At 60.9% G+C, this 19,924-nt stretch carries 25 protein-coding genes and 4 tRNA genes; 14 read left to right on the plus strand and 15 right to left on the minus strand.

Features of this window, described 5'->3' with window-relative positions; translation table 11 throughout:
- Positions 1 to 147: 147 nt before the first annotated feature.
- A complete protein-coding gene (locus PMI07_RS36075; protein ID WP_007770291.1) occupies positions 148 to 330 on the minus strand; it encodes a helix-turn-helix domain-containing protein in 183 nt (60 codons plus the stop codon).
- Positions 331 to 449: 119 nt separating this feature from the next.
- Between PMI07_RS36075 and PMI07_RS29290 the strand changes: the two genes are divergently transcribed.
- Positions 450 to 1,040 (plus strand): hypothetical protein, encoded by a 591-nt coding sequence (locus PMI07_RS29290; protein WP_155956679.1) that lies wholly within the window; start codon positions 450 to 452, stop codon positions 1,038 to 1,040.
- 10 nt (positions 1,041 to 1,050) lie between these two features.
- Here the strand turns inward: PMI07_RS29290 and PMI07_RS29295 are convergent, their stop codons facing one another.
- Positions 1,051 to 1,284, minus strand: a complete 234-nt coding sequence (locus PMI07_RS29295) for a hypothetical protein (protein ID WP_007770287.1) — start codon at positions 1,282 to 1,284, stop codon at positions 1,051 to 1,053.
- A gap of 126 nt (positions 1,285 to 1,410) precedes the next feature.
- Here PMI07_RS29295 and PMI07_RS29300 point away from each other — a divergent pair, with 126 nt between their 5' ends.
- The 4 genes from PMI07_RS29300 to PMI07_RS29315 are packed head-to-tail and all read left to right on the plus strand — an operon-like array spanning position 1,411 to position 3,255.
- Positions 1,411 to 1,662: a hypothetical protein gene (locus PMI07_RS29300; protein WP_007770285.1), complete on the plus strand. Its 252-nt coding sequence runs from the start codon at positions 1,411 to 1,413 to the stop codon at positions 1,660 to 1,662.
- A gap of 29 nt (positions 1,663 to 1,691) precedes the next feature.
- Positions 1,692 to 2,540, plus strand: a complete 849-nt coding sequence (locus PMI07_RS29305) for a hypothetical protein (RefSeq protein ID WP_007770282.1) — start codon at positions 1,692 to 1,694, stop codon at positions 2,538 to 2,540.
- A gap of 2 nt (positions 2,541 to 2,542) precedes the next feature.
- Entirely contained in the window at positions 2,543 to 2,785 is a 243-nt protein-coding gene (locus PMI07_RS29310) for a hypothetical protein (RefSeq protein ID WP_007770281.1), read from the plus strand.
- On the plus strand, positions 2,782 to 3,255 hold the full coding sequence (locus PMI07_RS29315) for a hypothetical protein (protein WP_007770278.1): 474 nt from the start codon (positions 2,782 to 2,784) through the stop codon (positions 3,253 to 3,255). The genes PMI07_RS29310 and PMI07_RS29315 overlap by 4 nt, the downstream gene beginning before the upstream one ends.
- Positions 3,256 to 3,997: 742 nt before the next feature.
- On the opposite strand, the gene PMI07_RS29325 is transcribed toward PMI07_RS29315, so the two are convergent.
- The 5 genes from PMI07_RS29325 to PMI07_RS29345 form a co-directional block, all read right to left on the minus strand.
- Positions 3,998 to 4,074: transfer RNA gene (locus PMI07_RS29325), tRNA-Arg, on the minus strand.
- A 44-nt stretch (positions 4,075 to 4,118) separates the two neighbouring features.
- A complete protein-coding gene (locus PMI07_RS29330; protein WP_007770274.1) occupies positions 4,119 to 4,424 on the minus strand; it encodes an ETC complex I subunit in 306 nt (101 codons plus the stop codon).
- A 52-nt stretch (positions 4,425 to 4,476) separates the two neighbouring features.
- Positions 4,477 to 4,553 (minus strand) — tRNA-Pro (locus PMI07_RS29335).
- A 103-nt stretch (positions 4,554 to 4,656) separates the two neighbouring features.
- The gene (locus tag PMI07_RS29340; RefSeq protein WP_007770273.1) at positions 4,657 to 5,136 is read right to left on the minus strand and encodes a DUF192 domain-containing protein; all 480 of its coding nucleotides are present in this window, start codon (positions 5,134 to 5,136) and stop codon (positions 4,657 to 4,659) included.
- Positions 5,136 to 5,714, minus strand: coding sequence for a cold-shock protein (locus PMI07_RS29345; RefSeq protein ID WP_007770272.1), 579 nt, complete (start codon positions 5,712 to 5,714; stop codon positions 5,136 to 5,138). The genes PMI07_RS29340 and PMI07_RS29345 overlap by 1 nt, the downstream gene beginning before the upstream one ends.
- Positions 5,715 to 5,936: 222 nt before the next feature.
- Here PMI07_RS29345 and gloA point away from each other — a divergent pair, with 222 nt between their 5' ends.
- The 4 genes from gloA to PMI07_RS29365 all read left to right on the plus strand — a co-directional run bounded on the left by gloA (position 5,937) and on the right by PMI07_RS29365 (position 7,540).
- Entirely contained in the window at positions 5,937 to 6,377 is a 441-nt protein-coding gene (gloA, locus tag PMI07_RS29350) for a lactoylglutathione lyase (RefSeq protein ID WP_007770271.1), read from the plus strand.
- A 183-nt stretch (positions 6,378 to 6,560) separates the two neighbouring features.
- On the plus strand, positions 6,561 to 7,109 hold the full coding sequence (locus tag PMI07_RS29355; RefSeq protein ID WP_037088605.1) for a hypothetical protein: 549 nt from the start codon (positions 6,561 to 6,563) through the stop codon (positions 7,107 to 7,109).
- A gap of 121 nt (positions 7,110 to 7,230) precedes the next feature.
- Positions 7,231 to 7,305 (plus strand) — tRNA-Glu (locus tag PMI07_RS29360).
- Positions 7,306 to 7,465: 160 nt separating this feature from the next.
- Positions 7,466 to 7,540 (plus strand) — tRNA-Glu (locus PMI07_RS29365).
- A gap of 50 nt (positions 7,541 to 7,590) precedes the next feature.
- Here the strand turns inward: PMI07_RS29365 and recJ are convergent.
- The 5 genes from recJ to PMI07_RS29390 form a co-directional block, all read right to left on the minus strand.
- The gene (gene recJ, locus PMI07_RS29370; protein WP_024164265.1) at positions 7,591 to 9,423 is read right to left on the minus strand and encodes a single-stranded-DNA-specific exonuclease RecJ; all 1,833 of its coding nucleotides are present in this window, start codon (positions 9,421 to 9,423) and stop codon (positions 7,591 to 7,593) included.
- An 88-nt stretch (positions 9,424 to 9,511) separates the two neighbouring features.
- The gene (locus PMI07_RS29375; RefSeq protein ID WP_037088606.1) at positions 9,512 to 9,724 is read right to left on the minus strand and encodes a hypothetical protein; all 213 of its coding nucleotides are present in this window, start codon (positions 9,722 to 9,724) and stop codon (positions 9,512 to 9,514) included.
- Between the two features lie 185 nt (positions 9,725 to 9,909).
- A complete protein-coding gene (locus PMI07_RS29380; RefSeq protein WP_007758298.1) occupies positions 9,910 to 11,232 on the minus strand; it encodes a homoserine dehydrogenase in 1,323 nt (440 codons plus the stop codon).
- 63 nt (positions 11,233 to 11,295) lie between these two features.
- Entirely contained in the window at positions 11,296 to 12,513 is a 1,218-nt protein-coding gene (locus tag PMI07_RS29385) for an LL-diaminopimelate aminotransferase (protein WP_007758297.1), read from the minus strand.
- Between the two features lie 128 nt (positions 12,514 to 12,641).
- A complete protein-coding gene (locus PMI07_RS29390) occupies positions 12,642 to 13,043 on the minus strand; it encodes a hypothetical protein (protein ID WP_007758295.1) in 402 nt (133 codons plus the stop codon).
- A 123-nt stretch (positions 13,044 to 13,166) separates the two neighbouring features.
- Here PMI07_RS29390 and phaC point away from each other — a divergent pair, with 123 nt between their 5' ends.
- Positions 13,167 to 15,014: a class I poly(R)-hydroxyalkanoic acid synthase gene (gene phaC / locus PMI07_RS29395; protein WP_007758293.1), complete on the plus strand. Its 1,848-nt coding sequence runs from the start codon at positions 13,167 to 13,169 to the stop codon at positions 15,012 to 15,014.
- Between the two features lie 12 nt (positions 15,015 to 15,026).
- Positions 15,027 to 15,755 carry a DNA/RNA nuclease SfsA gene (gene sfsA, locus PMI07_RS29400; RefSeq protein WP_024164266.1) on the plus strand — a complete coding sequence of 243 codons (729 nt, stop codon included), beginning with the start codon at positions 15,027 to 15,029 and terminating at the stop codon, positions 15,753 to 15,755.
- On the opposite strand, the gene PMI07_RS29405 is transcribed toward sfsA, so the two are convergent.
- Entirely contained in the window at positions 15,731 to 16,012 is a 282-nt protein-coding gene (locus PMI07_RS29405) for a type II toxin-antitoxin system RelE/ParE family toxin (protein ID WP_007760040.1), read from the minus strand. The two genes, sfsA and PMI07_RS29405, sit on opposite strands and share 25 nt — an antisense overlap.
- Positions 16,002 to 16,250: a type II toxin-antitoxin system Phd/YefM family antitoxin gene (locus PMI07_RS29410; protein WP_007760034.1), complete on the minus strand. Its 249-nt coding sequence runs from the start codon at positions 16,248 to 16,250 to the stop codon at positions 16,002 to 16,004. The genes PMI07_RS29405 and PMI07_RS29410 overlap by 11 nt, the downstream gene beginning before the upstream one ends.
- Positions 16,251 to 16,425: 175 nt before the next feature.
- Here PMI07_RS29410 and map point away from each other — a divergent pair, with 175 nt between their 5' ends.
- Positions 16,426 to 17,262, plus strand: coding sequence for a type I methionyl aminopeptidase (gene map, locus PMI07_RS29415; protein WP_007760031.1), 837 nt, complete (start codon positions 16,426 to 16,428; stop codon positions 17,260 to 17,262).
- 3 nt (positions 17,263 to 17,265) lie between these two features.
- Entirely contained in the window at positions 17,266 to 18,069 is an 804-nt protein-coding gene (gene radC / locus PMI07_RS29420) for a DNA repair protein RadC (RefSeq protein ID WP_007760028.1), read from the plus strand.
- An 11-nt stretch (positions 18,070 to 18,080) separates the two neighbouring features.
- Here the strand turns inward: radC and PMI07_RS29425 are convergent, their stop codons facing one another.
- Positions 18,081 to 18,968: an SDR family oxidoreductase gene (locus PMI07_RS29425; protein ID WP_024164267.1), complete on the minus strand. Its 888-nt coding sequence runs from the start codon at positions 18,966 to 18,968 to the stop codon at positions 18,081 to 18,083.
- A gap of 98 nt (positions 18,969 to 19,066) precedes the next feature.
- On the opposite strand from PMI07_RS29425, the gene PMI07_RS29430 reads away from it, so the two are divergent.
- Entirely contained in the window at positions 19,067 to 19,906 is an 840-nt protein-coding gene (locus PMI07_RS29430) for a helix-turn-helix transcriptional regulator (RefSeq protein ID WP_007758184.1), read from the plus strand.
- The last annotated feature ends 18 nt before the right edge of the window (positions 19,907 to 19,924 follow it).

A 19,924-nucleotide genomic window follows, 5' to 3' on the forward strand; every position in this document is an offset into this window, starting at 1 on the left:
TGCGGCTTAACTGGTCTCGTCATCGACGGTCCTCGTATCGTTGGTGAAAGGGGAGCGCCGCGGCTTGCCGCGGTTGACGCTCGATAGAGGCAGTAGGGTTCTGTGCTTGCCGGCTTGGACCCTGCTGTCCTTCGTTTTTGGGGCTGATCACGCAACCTCCCCGGAGCGCAACCGCTCCCATTCCAAAATCTTCCGCTGTTCGAAAAGCCTGCGTCTCTTAACGACCAGCGGCGTTGGGAACCGTAGATCTTCGTCGTGCACCCAACGCCACAGCGTTGTCGGAGAAATCTTGTAGCGATCCTGGACCTGTTGTGATGTGAAGTACTCCATGGCGTCCTCGTTAACCAATGTTACAACATCACCATACTACATATCGAGAACGTTCGGGAACGGTCATGGAAGAAAAACCGTGATTAATCCACCAAAAACAGCGAATTTTGTGGAAAACTTTGGAAGGTTACCTGCTCATGCCTAGGAATAAATTCGGAGATGAACGACCAGATGAGGACGAAGTACGGAGCACTAGGCTACAAGTCCTTGTTACAGAGTCCGAGGCTGCGGCGATCGATAACTGGGGCGCCGGCAACAAACTCAAGTCAAAAGCCGAGATGGTAAGGCAGCTTTTCAAGATCGGCTTGGAGGCCGCCGATAAGGCCGACACGCTTGAGGAGCAGAAGTTGCACTTGTTAAATCTCAAACGTCGCGCGGCACGGGAGATTACGGGAGTGAACGCCCGCCTCCGAACAACTCAGACGGAAGAGGAACGGACTCAGATACTTCGGCGAGGACTAGAGCTGATGGGCGATATCTTGATGGAACTAATCTTGGCGACTGCGGATATATCCACCACGGCCACCAGGATAGTGGCACCAGCCATCAGCCGCCGCTCGAATCCAGAAGTTGAGACCGCCTTATATGCGGCGGGGTGGACAACCGCCCAAGGGCTCGATGAAGCATCCGAACAGGATATGCGCGAACGCCTTAGAGCTTTGCAGACACTTGCAGATCGGCAATCTGACTTAGGGGAAGACGACAAATAACCGCTGCTGGTTAGGCCTTAGGCTTTGCCAGCCGGACACCAGCCCCGCCGCCGTTCTCGGCAATAAATGCAATACCAGCCTCTTCGAACGTCATTCGAAGCAGCTTCCGGTTCGAATCCCGCATCTCTCCGCCCTTCTCAAAGGCCCTGATCGAAACGGCGCTCAACAAGCTCCGTTCGGCAAGGTCGCCCTGCGTCCAGTCCAAAAGAGCACGCGCAGCTCGGCATTGTTCGGGCGAAATCATTAACTTTCCTTTTTCACAAGTTAACTCTTGCAATCATTCTAATACGCGGTTATGTTTTTCGCAAGTTACATACGAAAATAGAAACCGCAAGCGTTCTTGAGGAATATCAAGACGGGAGATGAGGGCATGGTTAACGAAAAGAAACCGATCAACATCCGGAACATGCTGCTCGTGCCGACCGGCCGCGGTGGCTACCTGCGCCTGTCCGAGGCATCGCTCGAAGTGATCTTGGAAAAATACGATCGGGTTACGGACCCTGAACATAAGCCACTATCGCGAGAGGATATCATCGACGCCTTCAATGAGGCGGAGGAGCAGGCCAAGGCCTATGAAGCAATGCAAGCTGAAGAAGGGGTTGCAGCCCCTTCCCAGCTCTGACCAAAACGAGCCCCTTGAAGGAAACGAAAATGGCTAACACCAAAGCTATCACATCCACCGCCACTACGGAACCGGCCTTGAGCCGTCGCCAGATGCTCACAGGCTTCGCCGCAACTTCGGCATCCGTCGCCGTCCTCGCGGCTCCCTCCCCGGCCAAATCTGCAACTGCTGCCGCCCTGCCTGCCGAAAACCCGGATCTGCTGCAGGCCCATGCCCAACTGCTGGCAGCTCGCGCCGAGTATGCGGAAGCCGAGGCCGCGCTTGAATGGCTGGCAGACGAATGGAAGCATCTTTGGCCGCTTGCCCCGGAAGATCTGTTGGAAGGCGCGCACGCCGAGTCGCGATACGCAACACGAGACAACGCAGAGCGCGACATAATCGGCCGTCTCCTGATGCGGGATACCAGCGTTCTGACTAAACGGCTTAACAGGAGGCAGCGGGAGGCAATCCGCGTGACCTGCTTCCACCTGACTACAGCCGAGCAGGCGAAGGAGAGACTTGCGGATTGGGAAAACCACACGCCGACCGGTCGGACGGAAAAGTCGCTTGCTCGCAACCAAGCCTTTCGAACAGAAATGATCCAAAAGTATCGGGAGCGGTTGGTGCTGGCGCAGGCCTATGAGGCGGAAACCTCGCGGCTCCGCAAGGTGTCCGGCGTCAATGCCGCGAAGGAGCGTATATCCGACGCCAAAACAAAAATTGACAGGGCGGCGTCTAAAATCTCGCGCGTCCCGGCTTTCACTCCCGCAGGCCTCGCCATTAAGGCGAAAATCCTCACGGCCAGCCCCGTCTTCGCCTTGGAGATCAAGAGCAACGGCTTTCTCGGAGACACCGCGCGCCTGATCCAGGCTGTCATCGATATGGCAGGGAGGGCATGAACATGAAGACCAACGAGGCCATTACGTCGGCTGACGTAGATCGCTCCTATCTCGTCCTCGCCCTGCTGCAGGTTACCCGCGATGCGGCGGATTTTCTCAATGACCACGGCGACGAGCCGGACGGCCAGAAAGGGCAGCGCTCTGGCGCCATCGTGGCGGTTCTTAGCCATATCAGCGAACTGCAGGGAGAGTTGCACGGCGCGATCGAACGTGCGACCCGCACCCCGGCTGGAGAAACCGAATGAGCATCGCCCTCAAGAAGCGCAAGCAGCTCGACCAGTTCATGAGCCGCGTCATGGAGCCCCTTTCCGAGGGGGCTCTAACGGACTTCGAATATAACCGCATGCTCCGCGACGCGCGCCGGACGGCATGGCATAAGGCCGAGGCAACAGTCAGGCTTCATCACGCGCGCCTCGAAATACATGATGCAATACTCCTCTTCGATCTGGTCGTTTCGGAGCAGCAGCTAACATCGGCGGATGAAGCTGACCACTACAGGAAACGCGATCGGATGCTTTACCGCATGAAATCGGCGACTGAGGACCAGATCAGGACACCCGCGCCTGATCGGGCAGCTATCGAATGGAAGAGGCGGCGGACGGCAGATCTCTATTCGACCAATCGAATCACTCGGGAGGAGATTGACGACATCGTGGCGAACGACGAGGCTTTCCTTGCCTCCCATCCTGTCCGACAGCGAAAGCGGGTCCTATAAAGAAACTATCGATTGGCAAAGCATTCAGGAATCTTCACATGATAGTTTACCACTATACGTCTTCGTGGCACCTGCCGTGGATACTGGCCAGCCGCGAACTAAGGCCGCCATCGCATAGTATAGCAGACTTTCCGAGTCCCGACTTCATCTGGGCTACTACTGACCCTAACGGAGACAACACGGCAACAGCCCGTACATCAAGTCGCGCCTATCGGAGCGGTGGGTTGCTCCAAGTGAGGTTTACGTTTGAGGCGGACGAGTTTTTCCCGTGGGACGACGTGCCCCATCGACATCCTCAGTGGACGGAAAAACACATCAAAGCCCTCGAAGCCAGCTCGGGTAAATCGGACCCTAGGGCGTGGCGCTGCCGGCCTGAGGCATTAGATGTGGAGCGGGCTCTGGCAATAGACGTTCGTTCTTATAGCAACAACAAATGGCGAAGCGCCGGCAATCTCGACGTTCGCCAGGCGAAAAACATGGATGGGAGTTTGTGGCTTGTGATGCAGCTCGACGGCAAAGTCGTAGCTTCCAAGAGGTCATTGGCCAAGTTCGGGGCAGAAGCCTTCGAGGCGGGAACGATAGCCGTTCCATTCGAGTCTCTCGCTGTCGCACAAAAAATTTAATGTTTTCGCAAGTCCGCTCGCTTCGCGAATGGAGCGGACTTTTTTGCGCCGCCGTTACCCCGAGCGTTACCCCGAAATTGCCATATCAGCTTTGATGGTTTCTATCTTCTTGAAATCATTGGCGACCCCTGCAGGACTCGAACCTGCGACCTGCTGCTTAGAAGGCAGCTGCTCTATCCAGTTGAGCTAAGGGGCCGATCTCGGCTGCAGCGCCCGGGGGAAGCCCGGGCGGCTAGAAAATCAATGCGTCCAGGGCTGGGTGCGGCTGAAGCGGAAATTGTCGGTGTAGGAAACGATCTGGCGATTCGGATCCTTCGGTTGGATGACGCGGTATTCGATGCCTTCGCGCTTGGCATAGGCTTCCGCCTGTTCCTGGTTCTCGAAGGTCAGCTTGAGCTGCTGCTTCATGTCGCCCGAGGATGTGTAGCCAAGGATCGGATCGATGCGGCGCGGCTGTTCCTGGTCGAATTCCAGCACCCAGAGATGGGTCTTGGCCTTGCCGGACTGCATGGCGGTCTTTGCGGGACGATAGATCTTGGCGGCCATTCCTGTAACGCTCCATGGAATGAAACGGATGAGGAGCCTCACCTGAAAGCGTTGGTCGGAGTGGAGAGATTCGAACTCCCGACCCTCTGGTCCCAAACCAGATGCGCTACCAGACTGCGCTACACTCCGTTCCTACGTTGGTTGCGAGATACACGGTTCCCCCTTGTGCCGCAACAGCAAAATGGAACCGCGGTTACGCTAAAGCAAACAGGCTGAGGATAACCCCGGAGGTTCACCACTGATTGCCGATGCGTTTGCTGATCACCTTGTCGCCCACCTTGATGCCGAGCGACTTCGATCGGCCGGCATTGAGTTCCAGCACGAATTTCACCGGCCCGTGCGAATCGATGATGTCGCGCGAATAGGGCACTGCGTTCTCGCGGATATGCGAGATCGTGCCGTCGCCCTGGATGAACAGCATGTCGAGGGGCAGGATGGTGTTCTCCATCCACATGGAGACCGGTCGCGGCATGCCGAAATCGAAGAGCATGCCGGCATCCGGCGCCATCACCTTGCGGTACATCAGCCCCCGCTCGCGCTGGGCGTCGGTGAAAGCGAGCTCGATCGTAAACTTGTAGGTCTGCCCGGCCGCGGTCTTGATCGAAAGCTCGTCGCGCGGGAAGGTCACGTCCTGCGCAACCGCACTACCCGCCAAGATGAGAAAAAGCGCCGCAAGGGCGCTTTTGAGAAAGGACGGAAACGAGATGCGCATCAGTGCGACCGGCTCACGGGATTGGGGTTGTCGGGATGGATTTCCGCTGCCATCAGACCCTTGTCACCCGGCCCGAACCGCACCAGCACGACCTGGCCGGGGCGCAGTTCGGTGAGACCGAAACGGCGCAGCGTCTCCATGTGCACGAAAATGTCCTCGGTCCCCTCGCCGCGCGTCAGGAAGCCGAAACCCTTGGTGCGGTTGAACCACTTCACCAAGGCCCGTTCCAGGCCACTGGTTGCGGTCACCTGGACGTGAGTGCGCACCGGCGGCAATTGCGAGGGGTGGACGGCTGTCGACTGATCCATGGACAGGATGCGGAACGCCTGGTAGCCGCGGTCCCGCTTCTGGATCATCGCGACGATGCGCGTGCCTTCCAGAATGGTCTGGTATCCGTCCCGGCGAAGGCAGGTGACGTGCAGAAGCACATCCTGCATGCCGTTGTCGGGAACGATGAAGCCGAACCCCTTCGCCACATCGAACCATTTGACGACGCCAGTGATTTCGATCAGCTCGACCGGCTCGCCCGGAAGCTCTTCGAAACTGCCAACGTCCTTCGATGACATTCTGTCTGCCATATCCTGTCGGCCCCTCGATTACGCGTTACGACGTGACGATCAACTGATTCTTAGAGGATAGATTAACATCCTGCTAACCATGCAGCGCAAGTCCCTGCCTTGGCTTTATCCACCTTCATCTCTATCTAGAGTGGCTTGCTCCAGGCTGGCGTCTGCGCCATATCCAGCACGGACCCGCACGGGGCTTATCGGCGACTGGATTTGTCGGAGGGAGACACCATAATGCGTTATCTTCATACCATGGTCCGGGTGAAAGACCTGGACGCTTCGCTTCATTTCTACACCACCGTTTTCGGCCTGAAAGAGATCCGGCGCATCGACAACGAGAAGGGCCGCTTCACGCTGGTCTTTCTCGCGGCTCCCGACGATCTCAGCGACGCCAAGGAAGTTCTCGCCCCCTGCGTCGAGCTGACCTACAATTGGGACACCGAGGATTATACCGGCGGACGCAACTTTGGTCACCTCGCCTATGAGGTCGATAACATCTACGATTTCTGCCAGCACCTTTCGGACAACGGCATCACCATCAATCGTCCGCCACGCGAGGGCCGGATGGCCTTCGTCCGTTCGCCGGACGGCATTTCGATAGAGCTCCTCCAGAAGGGCGACAACCTCCCCGTTGCCGAACCCTGGGCTTCTGCACCGAATATTGGCAGCTGGTAAGATTTTTCAACGCGGCGGTTTCTTTTTTACTCAACCGCCGCGTTGCGTCCCGCAACCTTGCGTCAGGCTAACCTCGCGACGGCCCGCCTGCCCCAAACGGCTTGTCCGTGCCGCTCTTCCGCGAGATGCTCGACATGATGATTCGCGGCATGACGCCCGCGAAACGAGTTGACGGGGCAAACCTTGCCGAAAACGCTTTTCCTTCGTTCGAATGTCCGCATGACGCTGGCGATCGCCTGTCTTTCCGCCTTGACGCTCGGCGGCTGCACCACCATGAAAAAGACGGCCGACGCCACGACGCCCGCGCCGCGCACCACGGTGCCGGCCAGCGCCAGGGGCATTCTTGCCAAGGGCGGCACCACCGCCTCGAACCGCCATGTCAATCCGGCGATCTCAAAGGCGCAGCAACAACAGGCCCAGCCACCAGCCGCAACGGCGCAGGCTGCCGTCCCCACTCCCGAAAATACGTTCCCACCAGCGCCTGCACAGCCGCAGCAGGCCTCGATCGCGGGTCTTGCGACGCAGCCGACCGGCGTGCGCGCCGACAGCGGCACGATCTTTTCGTCAAACCCGCCGATGGCCGCCGCTGCACCATCCGGCAACGGTCCGGTTCCGGCCAACCTGCCGAGGCGGAATTTCAACGCGACCACCGCCAGCGTCTACAGTGCCCAGCAGGCGACGCCTGCGGCCGCCTGCGGCGCAGACGCACAAGGCAATCCTTTAAGCTGCTGATTCGGCGCGATTTTCGCTTGGGTGACCGGCAACAGAAGGACCGTCATTTTTTTGTAAAAAAGATGGCTTTGGCGCTTGCGGGAAAGAAATCCCCTCTCTATAAGAGCGCCACGAAGCGCAGGCGCCCTTCGTCTATCGGTTAGGACACCAGATTTTCATTCTGGGAAGAGGGGTTCGACTCCCCTAGGGCGTGCCACTTCCACCTCCCCCAAGCTTTTGTTTTTATTCCTGTATCCAGCTTTCGCATGCCGTTTTTCAGCCATGCGATTTTTTGCGTATGCAAGCGCTGGAAAATGCAATTTTGCGCTTGCGGGATAGAAACACCCTGACTATAAGGGCGCCACCACGAAGCGCACGCGCCCTTCGTCTATCGGTTAGGACACCAGATTTTCATTCTGGGAAGAGGGGTTCGACTCCCCTAGGGCGTGCCACTTCCTCTCTCCGCGAACAGCAGATTTTTTCCGAAAAATCAGAACGTTCCTCACGGCGCCTTCACCGCGTCGAGCAGGCGAAGCTGCATACGCCGGGTGCCCTGCCATTGGTCGGCACTGAGGCAGCCGGCGGCGTGGATCTGGGCGCCCCGGGAATTGAGCAGCATATTGCCGAGCGGCGTTTCGGCGGCGCGAAAGGCTATGCCTTCCAGGCGCGAGCCGTCGGCCGCCTCCAGCGTCACCTTGATATGAGCGGTCCCGACCAAGCGGGCATCCTTCAGCCGGTGGGCGGGGATGGCAAAGACCGGCTGTGAATGGCCCGAACCATAGGGGCCGGCCTGTTCGAGCAGGTCGAAGAGTTCGAGCGTCGCGCCGGAGGCCGAAAGCGCGCCGTCGATCTTCAGCACGTGATTGGCGACCAGTGCCGGCACGCCCTCGCCCGCCATCTCCTCGAAGAAGGCGCGCAGGCGGCCTAGATTGCTGCGCTCGACCGTCAAGCCGGCTGCCATGGCGTGGCCGCCGCCCTTGACGAGCAGGCCGGCATCCACCGCCGCGCGCACCATGCGGCCCATGTCGAAACCGTTGATCGAACGGCCGGAACCGGTCCCCTTGCCGGACGGATCGAAGGCGATCGCGAAAGCCGGCCGCTTGAATTTCTCCTTCAGCCGCGCCGCGATCAGCCCGACGATACCCGGGTGCCACTTGTCGCGCGCCGTGACGATGACGTTGGCCCCCTCGCCGTTGCCGTATTCGGCAAGCACTTCGGCCTCCGCCTCGGCGAGCATGGCAGCCTCCATGGCCTGCCGCTCGCGGTTGAGGTCGTCCAGCCGGCCGGCGATCACCTCCGCCTCGATCGGATCCTCGAGGGTCAGCAGGCGGCTGCCGAGCGCTGCATCGCCGATCCGTCCGCCGGCATTGATGCGCGGGCCGATCAGGAAGCCGAAATGATAAGGCGTCACGGGGCCGCCAAGCCCCGCCTTGCGGAACAGCGCCGAAAGCCCGGCATTGCCCATATGGCGGGCCGCAAGCAGGCCCTTGACCACATAGGCGCGATTGAGGCCCTTCAGCGGCACCACGTCGCAGACGGTCGCCAGCGCCACGATATCGAGCCAGGCGAGCAGGTCGAGCGATTTGGCGCGCGGATCGCCAAGTTGCCGCATGTGGCGCGCGGCGGCGACCAGAACCAGGAAAACGACGCCGGCGGCGCAGAGATGGCCCTGGCCCGAGAGATCGTCTTCGCGGTTCGGGTTGACGAGCGCCAGGCATGGCGGCAGTTCGTGGCCGAGCTGGTGATGGTCGATGACCACGACGTCACAGCCCTGATCGCGCGCCGCAGCAAGCGCATCATGGCTGGTCGAGCCACAGTCGACGGTGACGATCAAGCTTGCGCCATTGGCTATCAGCTGGCGGATCGCCGTCGGATTGGGGCCGTACCCCTCGAAGATGCGGTCGGGAATATAGATTTCCGCCTCGACGCCGAAATGGCGGAGAAACCGGTAGAGCAGCGCGGAGGAGGATGCTCCGTCGACGTCGTAATCGCCGAAGATCGCGACCTTTTCCTGCCTGGCGATCGCATCGGCGAGCCGCATCACCGCCTTCTCGCAATCGGTGAGCGTGTAAGGATCCGGCATCAGCGAGCGGATAGTCGGATCGAGGAAGGCGGGTGCGTCGTCCAGTGCAACCCCGCGGCCGGCAAGCACCCTGGCGACGAGATCGGGGATGCCGTGGATCTGGGCGATCGCCAGCGCGCGGTTCTGGGCCGCCTGATCGAGACGCGACACCCAGCGCTGGTCGCCCGCGGAGCGTTCGACGCCGAGGAATGCGCGCGGGACGGGATCAACCGTTTCCACTGTCGACGAAAGCGCGGAGAAAATTCTGGTCATGGAGCGCTTTTAGCGTATCGCGAGAGCGAGAGGAATCGATTTGACGGGATCGCCGGATGGATTTGGCCATCTTTCGGTTGCCGGTCGATCACAGCATCGACCAGACGAATGCCGCGCCGCTGATGCCGGCCGCCGCCGCGAAGAACACAAGCAGGAAAGCAAAGCTCCGCCGCCCGTCGAAACCGTCACCGCTCGCCTGATCGTTGGCGTGGATAAGACGGCAGCCATGCGGCCTGGGGCCGGTCTCGCCGAGTTTCAGACGGTACCCCTTGTTCCGCGTGTTGATTTTCCGCGTATTCATAGCCCGCGTCTTCATGGCGATCGCGCAAGCCTCCTCGACCGTGATTGCCACTGACAATCTACGTCCGGAGGCCCCTCAGCGGCCACCCGGAGAGCCTTTGCGGCATTCATTTTCGCAGACGTTCCCGAAAGGTTCCTGCGTTTCCCACAGGAAACAGCAGGACCGGTTTTCGAATCGAGCGTTCTCTAGAAAGCCTTGGGCCGCTCGATGCGAATCACCTGGGGCTCGCCGACGAGATAGCTCTCGGCCTTGATCGCATCGACCGCCTTGCGCACCGAATCCTCGGTGGTCGCGTGCGTGACGAGGATGATGGTCTTCGGCGTATCTGCCGCGGCATCCGGCTTGGATCGCTGCATGATCGATTCCAGCGAGATGCCGTTTTCCGCCATGCGAGCTGCGATGCTGGCAAAGACGCCGGTGCGGTCGGCAACCGTCAGGCGGATGAAATAACCGCCCTCGTGGCTCTGCATGCGGGCGCGCTTGTAGGGCGCCAGGGCCGCGGCCGGGGTGCCGAGAACCGGAACACGCTGCGCGCCCGGGCTGCTCTTGGCGATGTCGGCGATATCGCCGAGAACGGCGGACGCGGTCGCATTGCCGCCGGCGCCGGGGCCGACCATCAGCAGTTCGCCTAGAATATCGGATTCGATCGCCACCGCATTGGTGACGCCGTCGACCTGGGCGATGACCGAGTCATGCGGCACCATGGTCGGATGGACGCGCTGCTCGATACCGCTGTCGGTCAGCTGGGCGACGCCCAGCAGCTTGATGCGGTAGCCGAGATCGGCGGCCGCATGAATGTCCTCGATCGAGATATTGCTGATGCCCTCGAGATAGATCTCGTCGGCGGCGATCTGGGTGCCGAAGGCGAGCGTCGTCAGGATGGCGAGCTTGTGGGCCGTGTCGTTGCCCTCGATGTCGAAGGCGGGATCGGCTTCGGCGTAACCGAGCCGCTGCGCTTCCTTGAGGCAATCGGCGAATGACAAGCCTTCCTTCTCCATCCGGGTCAGGATGTAGTTGCAGGTGCCGTTCATGATGCCGTAGACGCGCGACACGGTATTGCCGGTCAGGGACTCACGAAGCGCCTTGATGACCGGAATGCCGCCGGCAACGGCGGCTTCAAAATTGAGAAGCACGCTCTTTTCTTCGGCGATCTTGGCAAGTTCGACACCGGACGCTGCAAGCAATGCCTTGTTGGCGGTCACCACGTGGAGACCACGGGTCAGCGCTGCCTTTACGGAATCCGCAGCAGCTCCCGAGGCGCCGCCCATCAGTTCCACGAAGACGTCGATATCGGCCTCGTTGGCCATCTTTTCCGGTGTGTCGAACCAGGTGATGCCGGAAATATCGATGCCGCGGTCGCGCGACCTGTCGCGTGCCGTCACTGCCGTAATCTCGATCGCCCGGCCGCATGTCGTTGCCAATTCATTCGCACGGGTCTGGATGATCCGGACGAGCGAGGCACCCACAGTGCCGAGACCCGCAATGCCGACTTTGAGGGCGTCTGCCATGCTATTCTTCCTGATTGCCTGGGAGGTGGCGGCCCGTCCGGGCCGCCGGAAATTCTATTCCGGTCAGCGGCGCGTGTTGAGCGAGATGACGTTGTGCATCGTCTCGTCGGCCGTCGACAGGAACTTCTTGATGTTGCGGGCCGCCTGGCGGATGCGGTGCTCGTTCTCGACGAGCGCCAGGCGAACGTAGTCGTCGCCCATCTCGCCGAAGCCGATGCCAGGGGCGACCGCAACGTCAGCCTTCTCGACGAGCAGCTTCGAAAACTCGAGGCTGCCGAGATGGCGGAACTTTTCCGGGATCTTGGCCCAGGCGAACATGGTGGCTGCCGGCGGCGGCACTTCGAAACCGGCCTTGCCGAAGCTGTCGACCATCACGTCGCGGCGGCGCTTGTAGACGTTGCGGACTTCCGCGATGTCGGAACCGTCGCCGTTGAGCGCATGGGTCGCGGCGACCTGGATCGGCGTGAAGGCGCCGTAATCGAGATACGACTTCACGCGGGTGAGCGCCGAAATCAGCCGCTCGTTGCCGACCGCAAAGCCGATGCGCCAGCCGGGCATCGAGAAGGTCTTCGACATCGAGGTGAATTCGACAGCGACATCGATGGCGCCTGGAACCTGCAGCACGGACGGTGGCGGCTCGCCGTCGAAATAGATTTCCGAATAGGCAAGGTCGGAGAGCACGATGATGTCGTGCTTTCTCGCAAAGCTCACGACCTCTTTATAGAAGTCCAGCGAGGCGACATGCGCCGTCGGGTTGGACGGGTAGTTGAGGATCAGCGCCAGGGGCTTCGGGATCGAGTGCTTCACGGCGCGTTCGAGCGGCGGGAAGAAACTGTCGTCCGGCTCGACCGACATCGAACGGATCACGCCGCCCGCCATCAGGAAGCCGAAGGCATGGATCGGATAGGTCGGGTTCGGGCACAGGATGACGTCGCCCGGTGCGGTGATCGCCTGCGCCATGTTGGCGAAGCCTTCCTTGGAGCCCAGCGTCGCAACGACCTGGGTATCCGGGTTGAGCTTCACACCGAAACGGCGGGCGTAATAGGCGGCCTGGGCGCGGCGCAGGCCGGGAATGCCCTTGGACGACGAATAACGGTGGGTGCGCGGGTCCTGGACCACTTCGCACAGCTTGTCGACGATCGCCTTCGGTGTCGGAAGATCGGGATTGCCCATGCCGAGATCGATAATGTCCGCGCCACCCGCTCGCGCGCTGGCCTTCAAACGGTTGACCTGTTCGAAGACGTATGGCGGCAGGCGTCGGACTTTATGAAACTCTTCCATCTTTCTCCCCGTGGAGGGCGCGCAGCGTCGAACGCGACGCGCCGGTGTCGCATGATTGGCGATTTTTTGCTTTGCGACCAAAAGCGCCGAAACGCAAGTGCTATTTGCCGATATGAGGTTGGGTCGGACTACTTGGCGATGTTGGCCAACGCGTCCTTGCCGTGCTCGGCGGCGAGCTTGCGATATTCGGCAACCCGGCGCTGGTACTCGGCTTCCGAGATGGAGCCCGACCTGCGCTGGCGGGCGAGCGACGCAAGGCGTGGCTCGGCCTTGTTGTAATCCTCATCCTCGATCTGCTCGGCTGCGGCACGCAGCGTCGGATCGAAACTCGGATAGGTGCCGGTGTTGCGCCTGGCGACCGGACCGGGTGGCGGCGCGGTGTTGGTCTGAGCGATGACGGCCGGCGGTGCGGTGTTTGGAATGCCGTCATCCAACGCAAACGTGTTGCTGTTGCAGCCGGCCAGCAGAGAGAGCGCGCCAAGACCGATAAAAACCGGTAAGCTGCCGATCCGATGCCTCAGTTTTTCCATTTCCGTAACCCAGTTTCCGTCATCGACCAAATGCACCCGAAGGCGCCGATCGCTGGCACTTGTATTCGCTTTCAGGCACAATGTACAAACGAAAACAACTAACAATCTGTGGGGAGGTCGTGCGTGGCGGAAAAGACCGAGGATAAGGGGCAGGCCGGCCAGGAATTTCCCGGATTCGATCCCAAATCGGTCGAGGCCTATGTGGTCAAGGACCCGCAGGCGCTCGCCATGAACTTTGCTCGGGCGCTGGAAAACCTCGGTAAAGCGGCATCGGAATGGCTCGGGCCGCGCGAACGGGGGCAGATCACCGATTCGGTCGCAGACCCGGTGACCGACCTCGTGAAGACCCTTTCCAAGGTCACGGAATACTGGATTTCGGATCCGAAGCGGACGCTCGAGGCGCAAACCTTGCTCTTCTCCAGCTATATCGGCATCTGGACGCGCACGCTCAATCAGTTTTCGGGGCAGCCCGTCCCGCCTGAAGCCGATACCCTGCCGAAGGACAAGCGTTTCGCCGACGACGACTGGATGAAGAACCCGTTCTTCGCCCTCCTGCGGCAGCTCTATCTGGTCACCGCCTCCTGGGCCGACAAGCTGGTCAACGAAGCCGAAGGGCTCGACGAGCACACGCGCCACAAGGCCGCCTTCTACGTGAAGCAGATCACCGCCGCCCTTTCGCCGGTCAATTTCGCGCTCACCAATCCGGAAGTCTATCGCGAGACAGTCGCCAGCAACGGCGCCAACCTGGTGGCCGGCATGAAGATGTTTGCCGAGGACATCGCCGCCGGAGGCGGCGACCTGAGGCTGCGCCACACCGACGCGACCAAGTTCGCGATCGGCCGCAACATGGCGCTGACGCCGGGCAAGGTGATTGCCCAGAGCGAGGTCTGCGAGGTCATCCAGTACGACCCCTCCACGGAAACGGTGCTGAAGCGCCCTCTCCTCATCTGCCCGCCGTGGATCAACAAGTTCTACATCCTCGACCTCAACCCGCAAAAAAGCTTCATCAAGTGGTGCGTCGACCAGGGCCACACGGTGTTCGTGATCTCCTGGGTCAATCCGGACGAGCGGCATGCAAGCAAGGACTGGGAATCCTACATGCGCGAGGGGATCGACTTCGCGCTGACGACGATCGAGAAGGCGACCGGCGAACGCCAAGTGAACGCGATCGGCTATTGCGTCGGCGGAACGCTGCTTGCCGCAACGCTTGCCTATCACGCGCAGAAGAAGAACAGCCGCATCGCATCGGCAACCTTCCTCACCACCCAGGTGGATTTCACCCATGCGGGGGATCTCAAGGTCTTCGTCGACGAGGAGCAGATTTCGGCGATGGAAAAGCAGATGAATGCGATCGGCTATCTCGACGGTTCGAAGATGGCGACCGCCTTCAACATGCTGCGCGCTTCGGAACTGATCTGGCCCTATGTGGTCAGCAACTACCTGAAGGGCCAAGAGCCGATGCCCTTCGACCTGCTCTACTGGAATTCCGACAGTACGCGCATGGCGGCCGCCAACCACGCCTATTACCTGCGTAACTGCTATCTCGACAACAATCTGAGCAAGGGCCAGATGAAGCTCGCGGGAAAGACGATCTCGCTGAAGGACATCAAGATCCCGGTCTACAATCTCGCCACCCGGGAGGACCATATCGCCCCGCCGAAATCGGTCTTTCTCGGCTCCTCGCTGTTCGGCGGTCCTGTGGATTTCGTGCTGACCGGTTCGGGCCACATCGCCGGCGTCGTCAATCCGCCCGACAAGCAGAAATACCAGTACTGGACCGGCGGCAAGGCCGAAGGCCAATACGAGGACTGGATGACGAGCGCCGAAGAGAACAAGGGATCCTGGTGGCCGCACTGGCATGCCTGGGTCGAGGCCAAGGACGACGAGCGCGTGCCTGCCCGCAAGCCGGGCGGCAAGGCGCTGAATGCGATTGCCGATGCGCCCGGCACCTATGTGCTGGAACGCATCTGATCCTATTCGCAGATGCGCTTCGATCCCCCACTGGTGCCTGCCACCCTCCTGCAGCGCTATAAGCGCTTCCTGTTCGACGCCGTGCTCGAGGATGGCACGCCGTTTACCGGCTCCTGCCCGAATACCGGTTCGATGCGCGGGCTGACGACGCCGGGCTCGAAAATCTGGGTGTCGCTGCATGACAGCCCGACCCGCAAATACCGGCACATGTTCGAGATGGTCGAGGTGGACGGCGAGTGCATCGGCATCAATACCGGCCTGCCGAACCGGCTCGCGGAAGAAGCGATCCGCGCCGGACTGATCCTAAGCCTTGGCGGCTATGAGACGATCCTGCGCGAACAGCGCTACGGCAGAAATTCCCGCATCGACTTCCTGCTTCTGGGCGGCGAGCTGCCGAATGCCTATGTGGAGGTGAAAAACGTCCACTTCTGCCGCGAGCCGGGATTGGCGGAATTTCCCGACACCGTCACCAAGCGCGGCGCCAAACATCTGGAAGAACTGGGCGACATGGCGGAGGCCGGTCACCGGGCGGTGATGATCTACCTCATCCAGCGGCACGACTGCTCGCGTTTCCGTATCTGCGGGGATCTCGACCCATTCTATGCGCTCGCCTTCGAGCGCGCCAAAGTCCGCGGCGTCGAGGCCTATGCGGTGCATTGCCGCGTTTCGCCGGACGAAATAACGCCTGCGGGGCTGATCCCTGTCGAGGATCTTGGCTATCGCTTTTCGGCCGCCTTATAGACCGCGTCTCGATCTCGCCGGCCGACGGCGATCACCAGTACGACTAGTTGCGTATCTCGAACCTCATAGACGAGGCGATAGCCAATCGCGCGCAGCTTAATCTTGTAACGGTTCTTGGATCCATGAAGCTGGGCGGCAGCGACGCGCGGATTTTCGAGACGCTCGGTCAATTTCTTCTTGAACTGCTCACGGATATTCGAGTCCAGCTTGCGCCATTCCTTTAGCGCAACATCCAGAAACGCGAGCTCATAGCTCATCCAGCGTTACCTTGATGACAGTCTCGCTTGCGCGGCTGTCGGCCAGTGCGTTCAGCTCAAGGTCTTCCAACCGGTCCATCATCGCTTCGTAAGCCTTTGCAGGCACACAGTAGAAGGCGGGCTCGTTGCGATTGAGGATGGCGACGGGAGCTCCGTCTCCTGCTGCGACGGTACCCATAGGATTGCGCTTCAGTTCGGAAACGCTGGCCGTGACTTCGGCGAGGACGATGCTGACCATGGTGGCTCTGATGCTCCAATTCGTACCTTATATAAACCTATGAGAAGCACTTTAAAAGACTCGCTTCAGATCATCCCGTTCGGATTGTCGGGAAGAAAAGCGCCGAAATCTCCGATCTAGATGGACGAACCGGGCTCGGCTGCTTTATGAACGGAGAGATTGCGAGAGAAGAACCATGGTCAACTATATCGAGGCGGTTTCCGCCCCCCTGAAGAATACGGGTGCGATCCGCCTCTACACTGCGGAAGACTTTGCCGGCATGCGCAAGGCCTGCCTGCTGACGGCCCGCTGCCTCGACGAGCTTGCTTCGATCGTGCAGCCCGGCGTCACCACCAACGCCATAGACCGCTTCGTCTTCGAGTTCGGCATGGACCATGGCGCGCTGCCGGCGACGCTGAACTATCGCGGTTACACGAAATCATCCTGCACCTCGATCAATCACGTCGTCTGCCACGGCATTCCGGACGACAAGCCGTTGCGGGAAGGCGATATCGTCAATATTGACGTCACCTATATCCTAGACGGCTGGCACGGGGATTCGAGCCGCATGTATCCCGTCGGGCAGATCAAGCGCGCCTCCGAGCGCCTGCTCGAAGTCACCTATGAATGCCTGATGCGCGGCATCGAGGCGGTTCGTCCCGGCGCCCGCACCGGCGCGATCGGCGAGGCGATCCAGACCTATGCGGAAGCGGAGCGCTGCTCGGTGGTGCGCGATTTCTGCGGCCATGGCGTCGGCCGGCTTTTCCACGACTCGCCGAACATCCTGCATTACGGCCGCGCCGACGAAGGCCCGGAACTGAAGGAAGGCATGATCTTCACCATCGAGCCGATGATCAATCTCGGCAAACCGCATGTGAAGGTGCTGTCCGACGGCTGGACGGCGGTCACCCGCGACCGGTCGCTGTCGGCGCAATACGAACATGCGATCGGCGTCACCGCCACCGGCTGCGAGGTCTTCACGCTCTCGCCTGGAGGCTTCGACCGGCCCGGCCTGCCGCCGCTTTCGAGGTAACGGATGGCCAACCGCTCCGCTCCTCCACCGGACGAACAGACGTCCTTCATCGAGGACGAGCGCGGTTTTTTCTCCGAACAGCTGACCAAGCCGAAAGCCATCAAGAAACCGGTATCCACGGACGATGACGAGCCGGCGGCGCATTACCACGGCCATCGCGAACGCCTCAAAACCAAATATCGCGAACATGGCGATACCGGGCTCGCCGACTACGAGATCCTTGAACTGCTGCTGTTCCGATCGATCCCGCGCCGCGATACCAAACCGCTTGCCAAGGCGCTGATCGCCCGGTTCGGAACGCTTGCCGGCGTTCTGGGCGCACCGTTCGGATTGCTGCAGGAGGTCAAGGGGGTCGGCGAGGCGGTGGCGCTGGATCTCAAGCTCGTCGCGACCGTCGGCCAGCGGATGCTGAAAAGCGAGCTGCGCGGAAAGCAGGTGCTCTCCTCCTGGTCTTCGGTCATCGACTATTGCCATGCGGTGATGGCCTACGAACCCCGCGAGCAGTTCCGCATCCTGTTTCTCGACAAGCGCAACGCGCTGATCGCCGACGAGGTGCAGGGCCACGGAACCGTCGACCACACGCCGGTCTATCCACGTGAAGTGGTGCGCCGGGCGCTTGAGCTCTCGGCGACAGCTCTTATTTTGGTCCACAATCACCCGAGTGGTGACCCCACCCCTTCCCGCGCCGATATCGACATGACCAAGACGATCGTCGACACCGCGAAGCCTCTCGGCATCACGGTGCACGACCATATCATTATCGGCAAGGACGGGCATGTCAGCCTGAAGGGTCTCAGGCTGATCTGAGTTTCGTGGCTTCAGGCCGCGAAGTAGGCTTCCCGATCGAGATCGGCAATCAGACCCGGCAGCGTGGGTTGCCAACCGAGCTGTTCCCGGGTCCAGGCACTCGAAGCCCTGTTGTTGATTTGCGCAAAATGCGCAAACCAGCCGAAATGTTCGGCCGTCTCGTCGTGGGATTTAGCAACGACGGGCAGGTTCAGGCGTTTTCCGATCACGCCCGCGATGTCCCGGAACAGAATGCCCTCTTCGTCCACCGCGTGATACCGGCCACCCGCGACGCCCTTTTCCAGCACGAGCCTGTAGAGGCGGGCGGCATCGAACCGATGCACCGCAGGCCACTGGTTCAGCCCCTCGCCGACATAGGCCGAGGAGCCCTTCTGGCGGGCCATGTTGATGAGGATCGGAACGAAGCCATGATCGCCGTCGCCATGCACCGAAGGCGGGAGCCGGATGACCGAGACGCGCGGACCCGATGTCACCGACAATGCAGTCTGTTCCGAAACGCGCGGAACGGAGGCGCCATAGGCGGGCGGCGTCTCTTCGGTCACCAACTGGCCCGGTGACAGAAGGCCGGTACCGGAAGTGACGATCAGGGGACGGTCGGTGCCGGCAAGCGCATCGCCGAGCGCTTCGATGGCGCGCCGGTCGATCTCGCAACTCTCCTTGAACTTCGAGAAATCATGGATGAAGCCCGTGTGGATGACGGCGTCCGAGGCGGCGGCTCCGCTTTTCAGACTGTCCAGATCCTCCAGGGTGCCGCGGTGGATATCGGCGCCGGCGGTCGTCAGCGCCGCGGCGGAGGCAGCCGAACGGGCAAGCCCGAGAACCCGATGGCCCGCCTCGATCAGTTCCTTGACGACGGCCGAGCCGACAAACCCGGTCGCGCCGGTTACAAAAACACGCATGATAGTCCTCTTCAGTTGTCTGACGAGGCTGTGATAGGGTTTTCCGAATGGCAAAAAAGCCGTGACGACTTACTGGTATAAGCACTAACAGGCTGAGCATGCCGACAATTGAGGACGAAAATCTTCTCGGAAACTATCTGAAGGACCGCCGCGCGAAACTCAGCCCGGCCGCCTTCGGCATTCCCGCGACACGCCGGCGCACGCCCGGCCTCCGGCGCGAGGAGGTGGCACAGCGCGCCAATGTCAGCGCCACCTGGTACACCTGGCTCGAACAGGGCCGCGGCGGCGCGCCATCCGCGGATGTGCTGGACCGGCTCGCCAAAGCGCTTTCGCTGAACGACGCCGAGCGGGAGCACCTTTTTCTGCTGGCGCAGCACCGGCCGCCCGAGGTCCGATACGAGCATTCCGAACCGATCACGCCGCAGCTGCAACGGGTGCTGGATTCGCTGGAGTTCAGCCCGGCCCTTGTCAGGACCGCCCTGTGGGACATCGTCGCCTGGAACGATGCCGCTGCGATCACGCTGACCGACTATGCCAAGCTTGCGCCCGAACAACGCAACATCCTCAAACTTCTCTTCGGCAACTCGCCTGCCCGCGCGCATATGATCCATTGGGAAAGAGATGCCCGCTCCGCCGTCGCTGCTTTCCGCTCGGAAACGGCACGGGCCGGAAACACCGAAAAGGTCCAGTCGCTGGTCGCCGAAATCAGCCGATCGAGCCCGGAATTCGCGGCCATATGGCGGGATTACGCGGTTCAGAATTACGGAGAAGGTCTCAAGCACGTCCGCCATGCGACGGCAGGAGACCTCGCGCTCGAATACTCATCCTTTGCCGTCGACGGCCGGCCGGACCTCGGCCTCGTCATCTTCAATCCGGCGACCGCGGACGATGCGCAGCGGCTGAAGGCGCTGATCGCGAGCCGCAGGGCGGCCAAGTAGCTGCCCTGCTTCTTGGCC

This window comes from Rhizobium sp. CF080 (assembly GCF_000282095.2).
In the GTDB taxonomy this organism is placed as follows: Bacteria; Pseudomonadota; Alphaproteobacteria; order Rhizobiales; family Rhizobiaceae; genus Neorhizobium.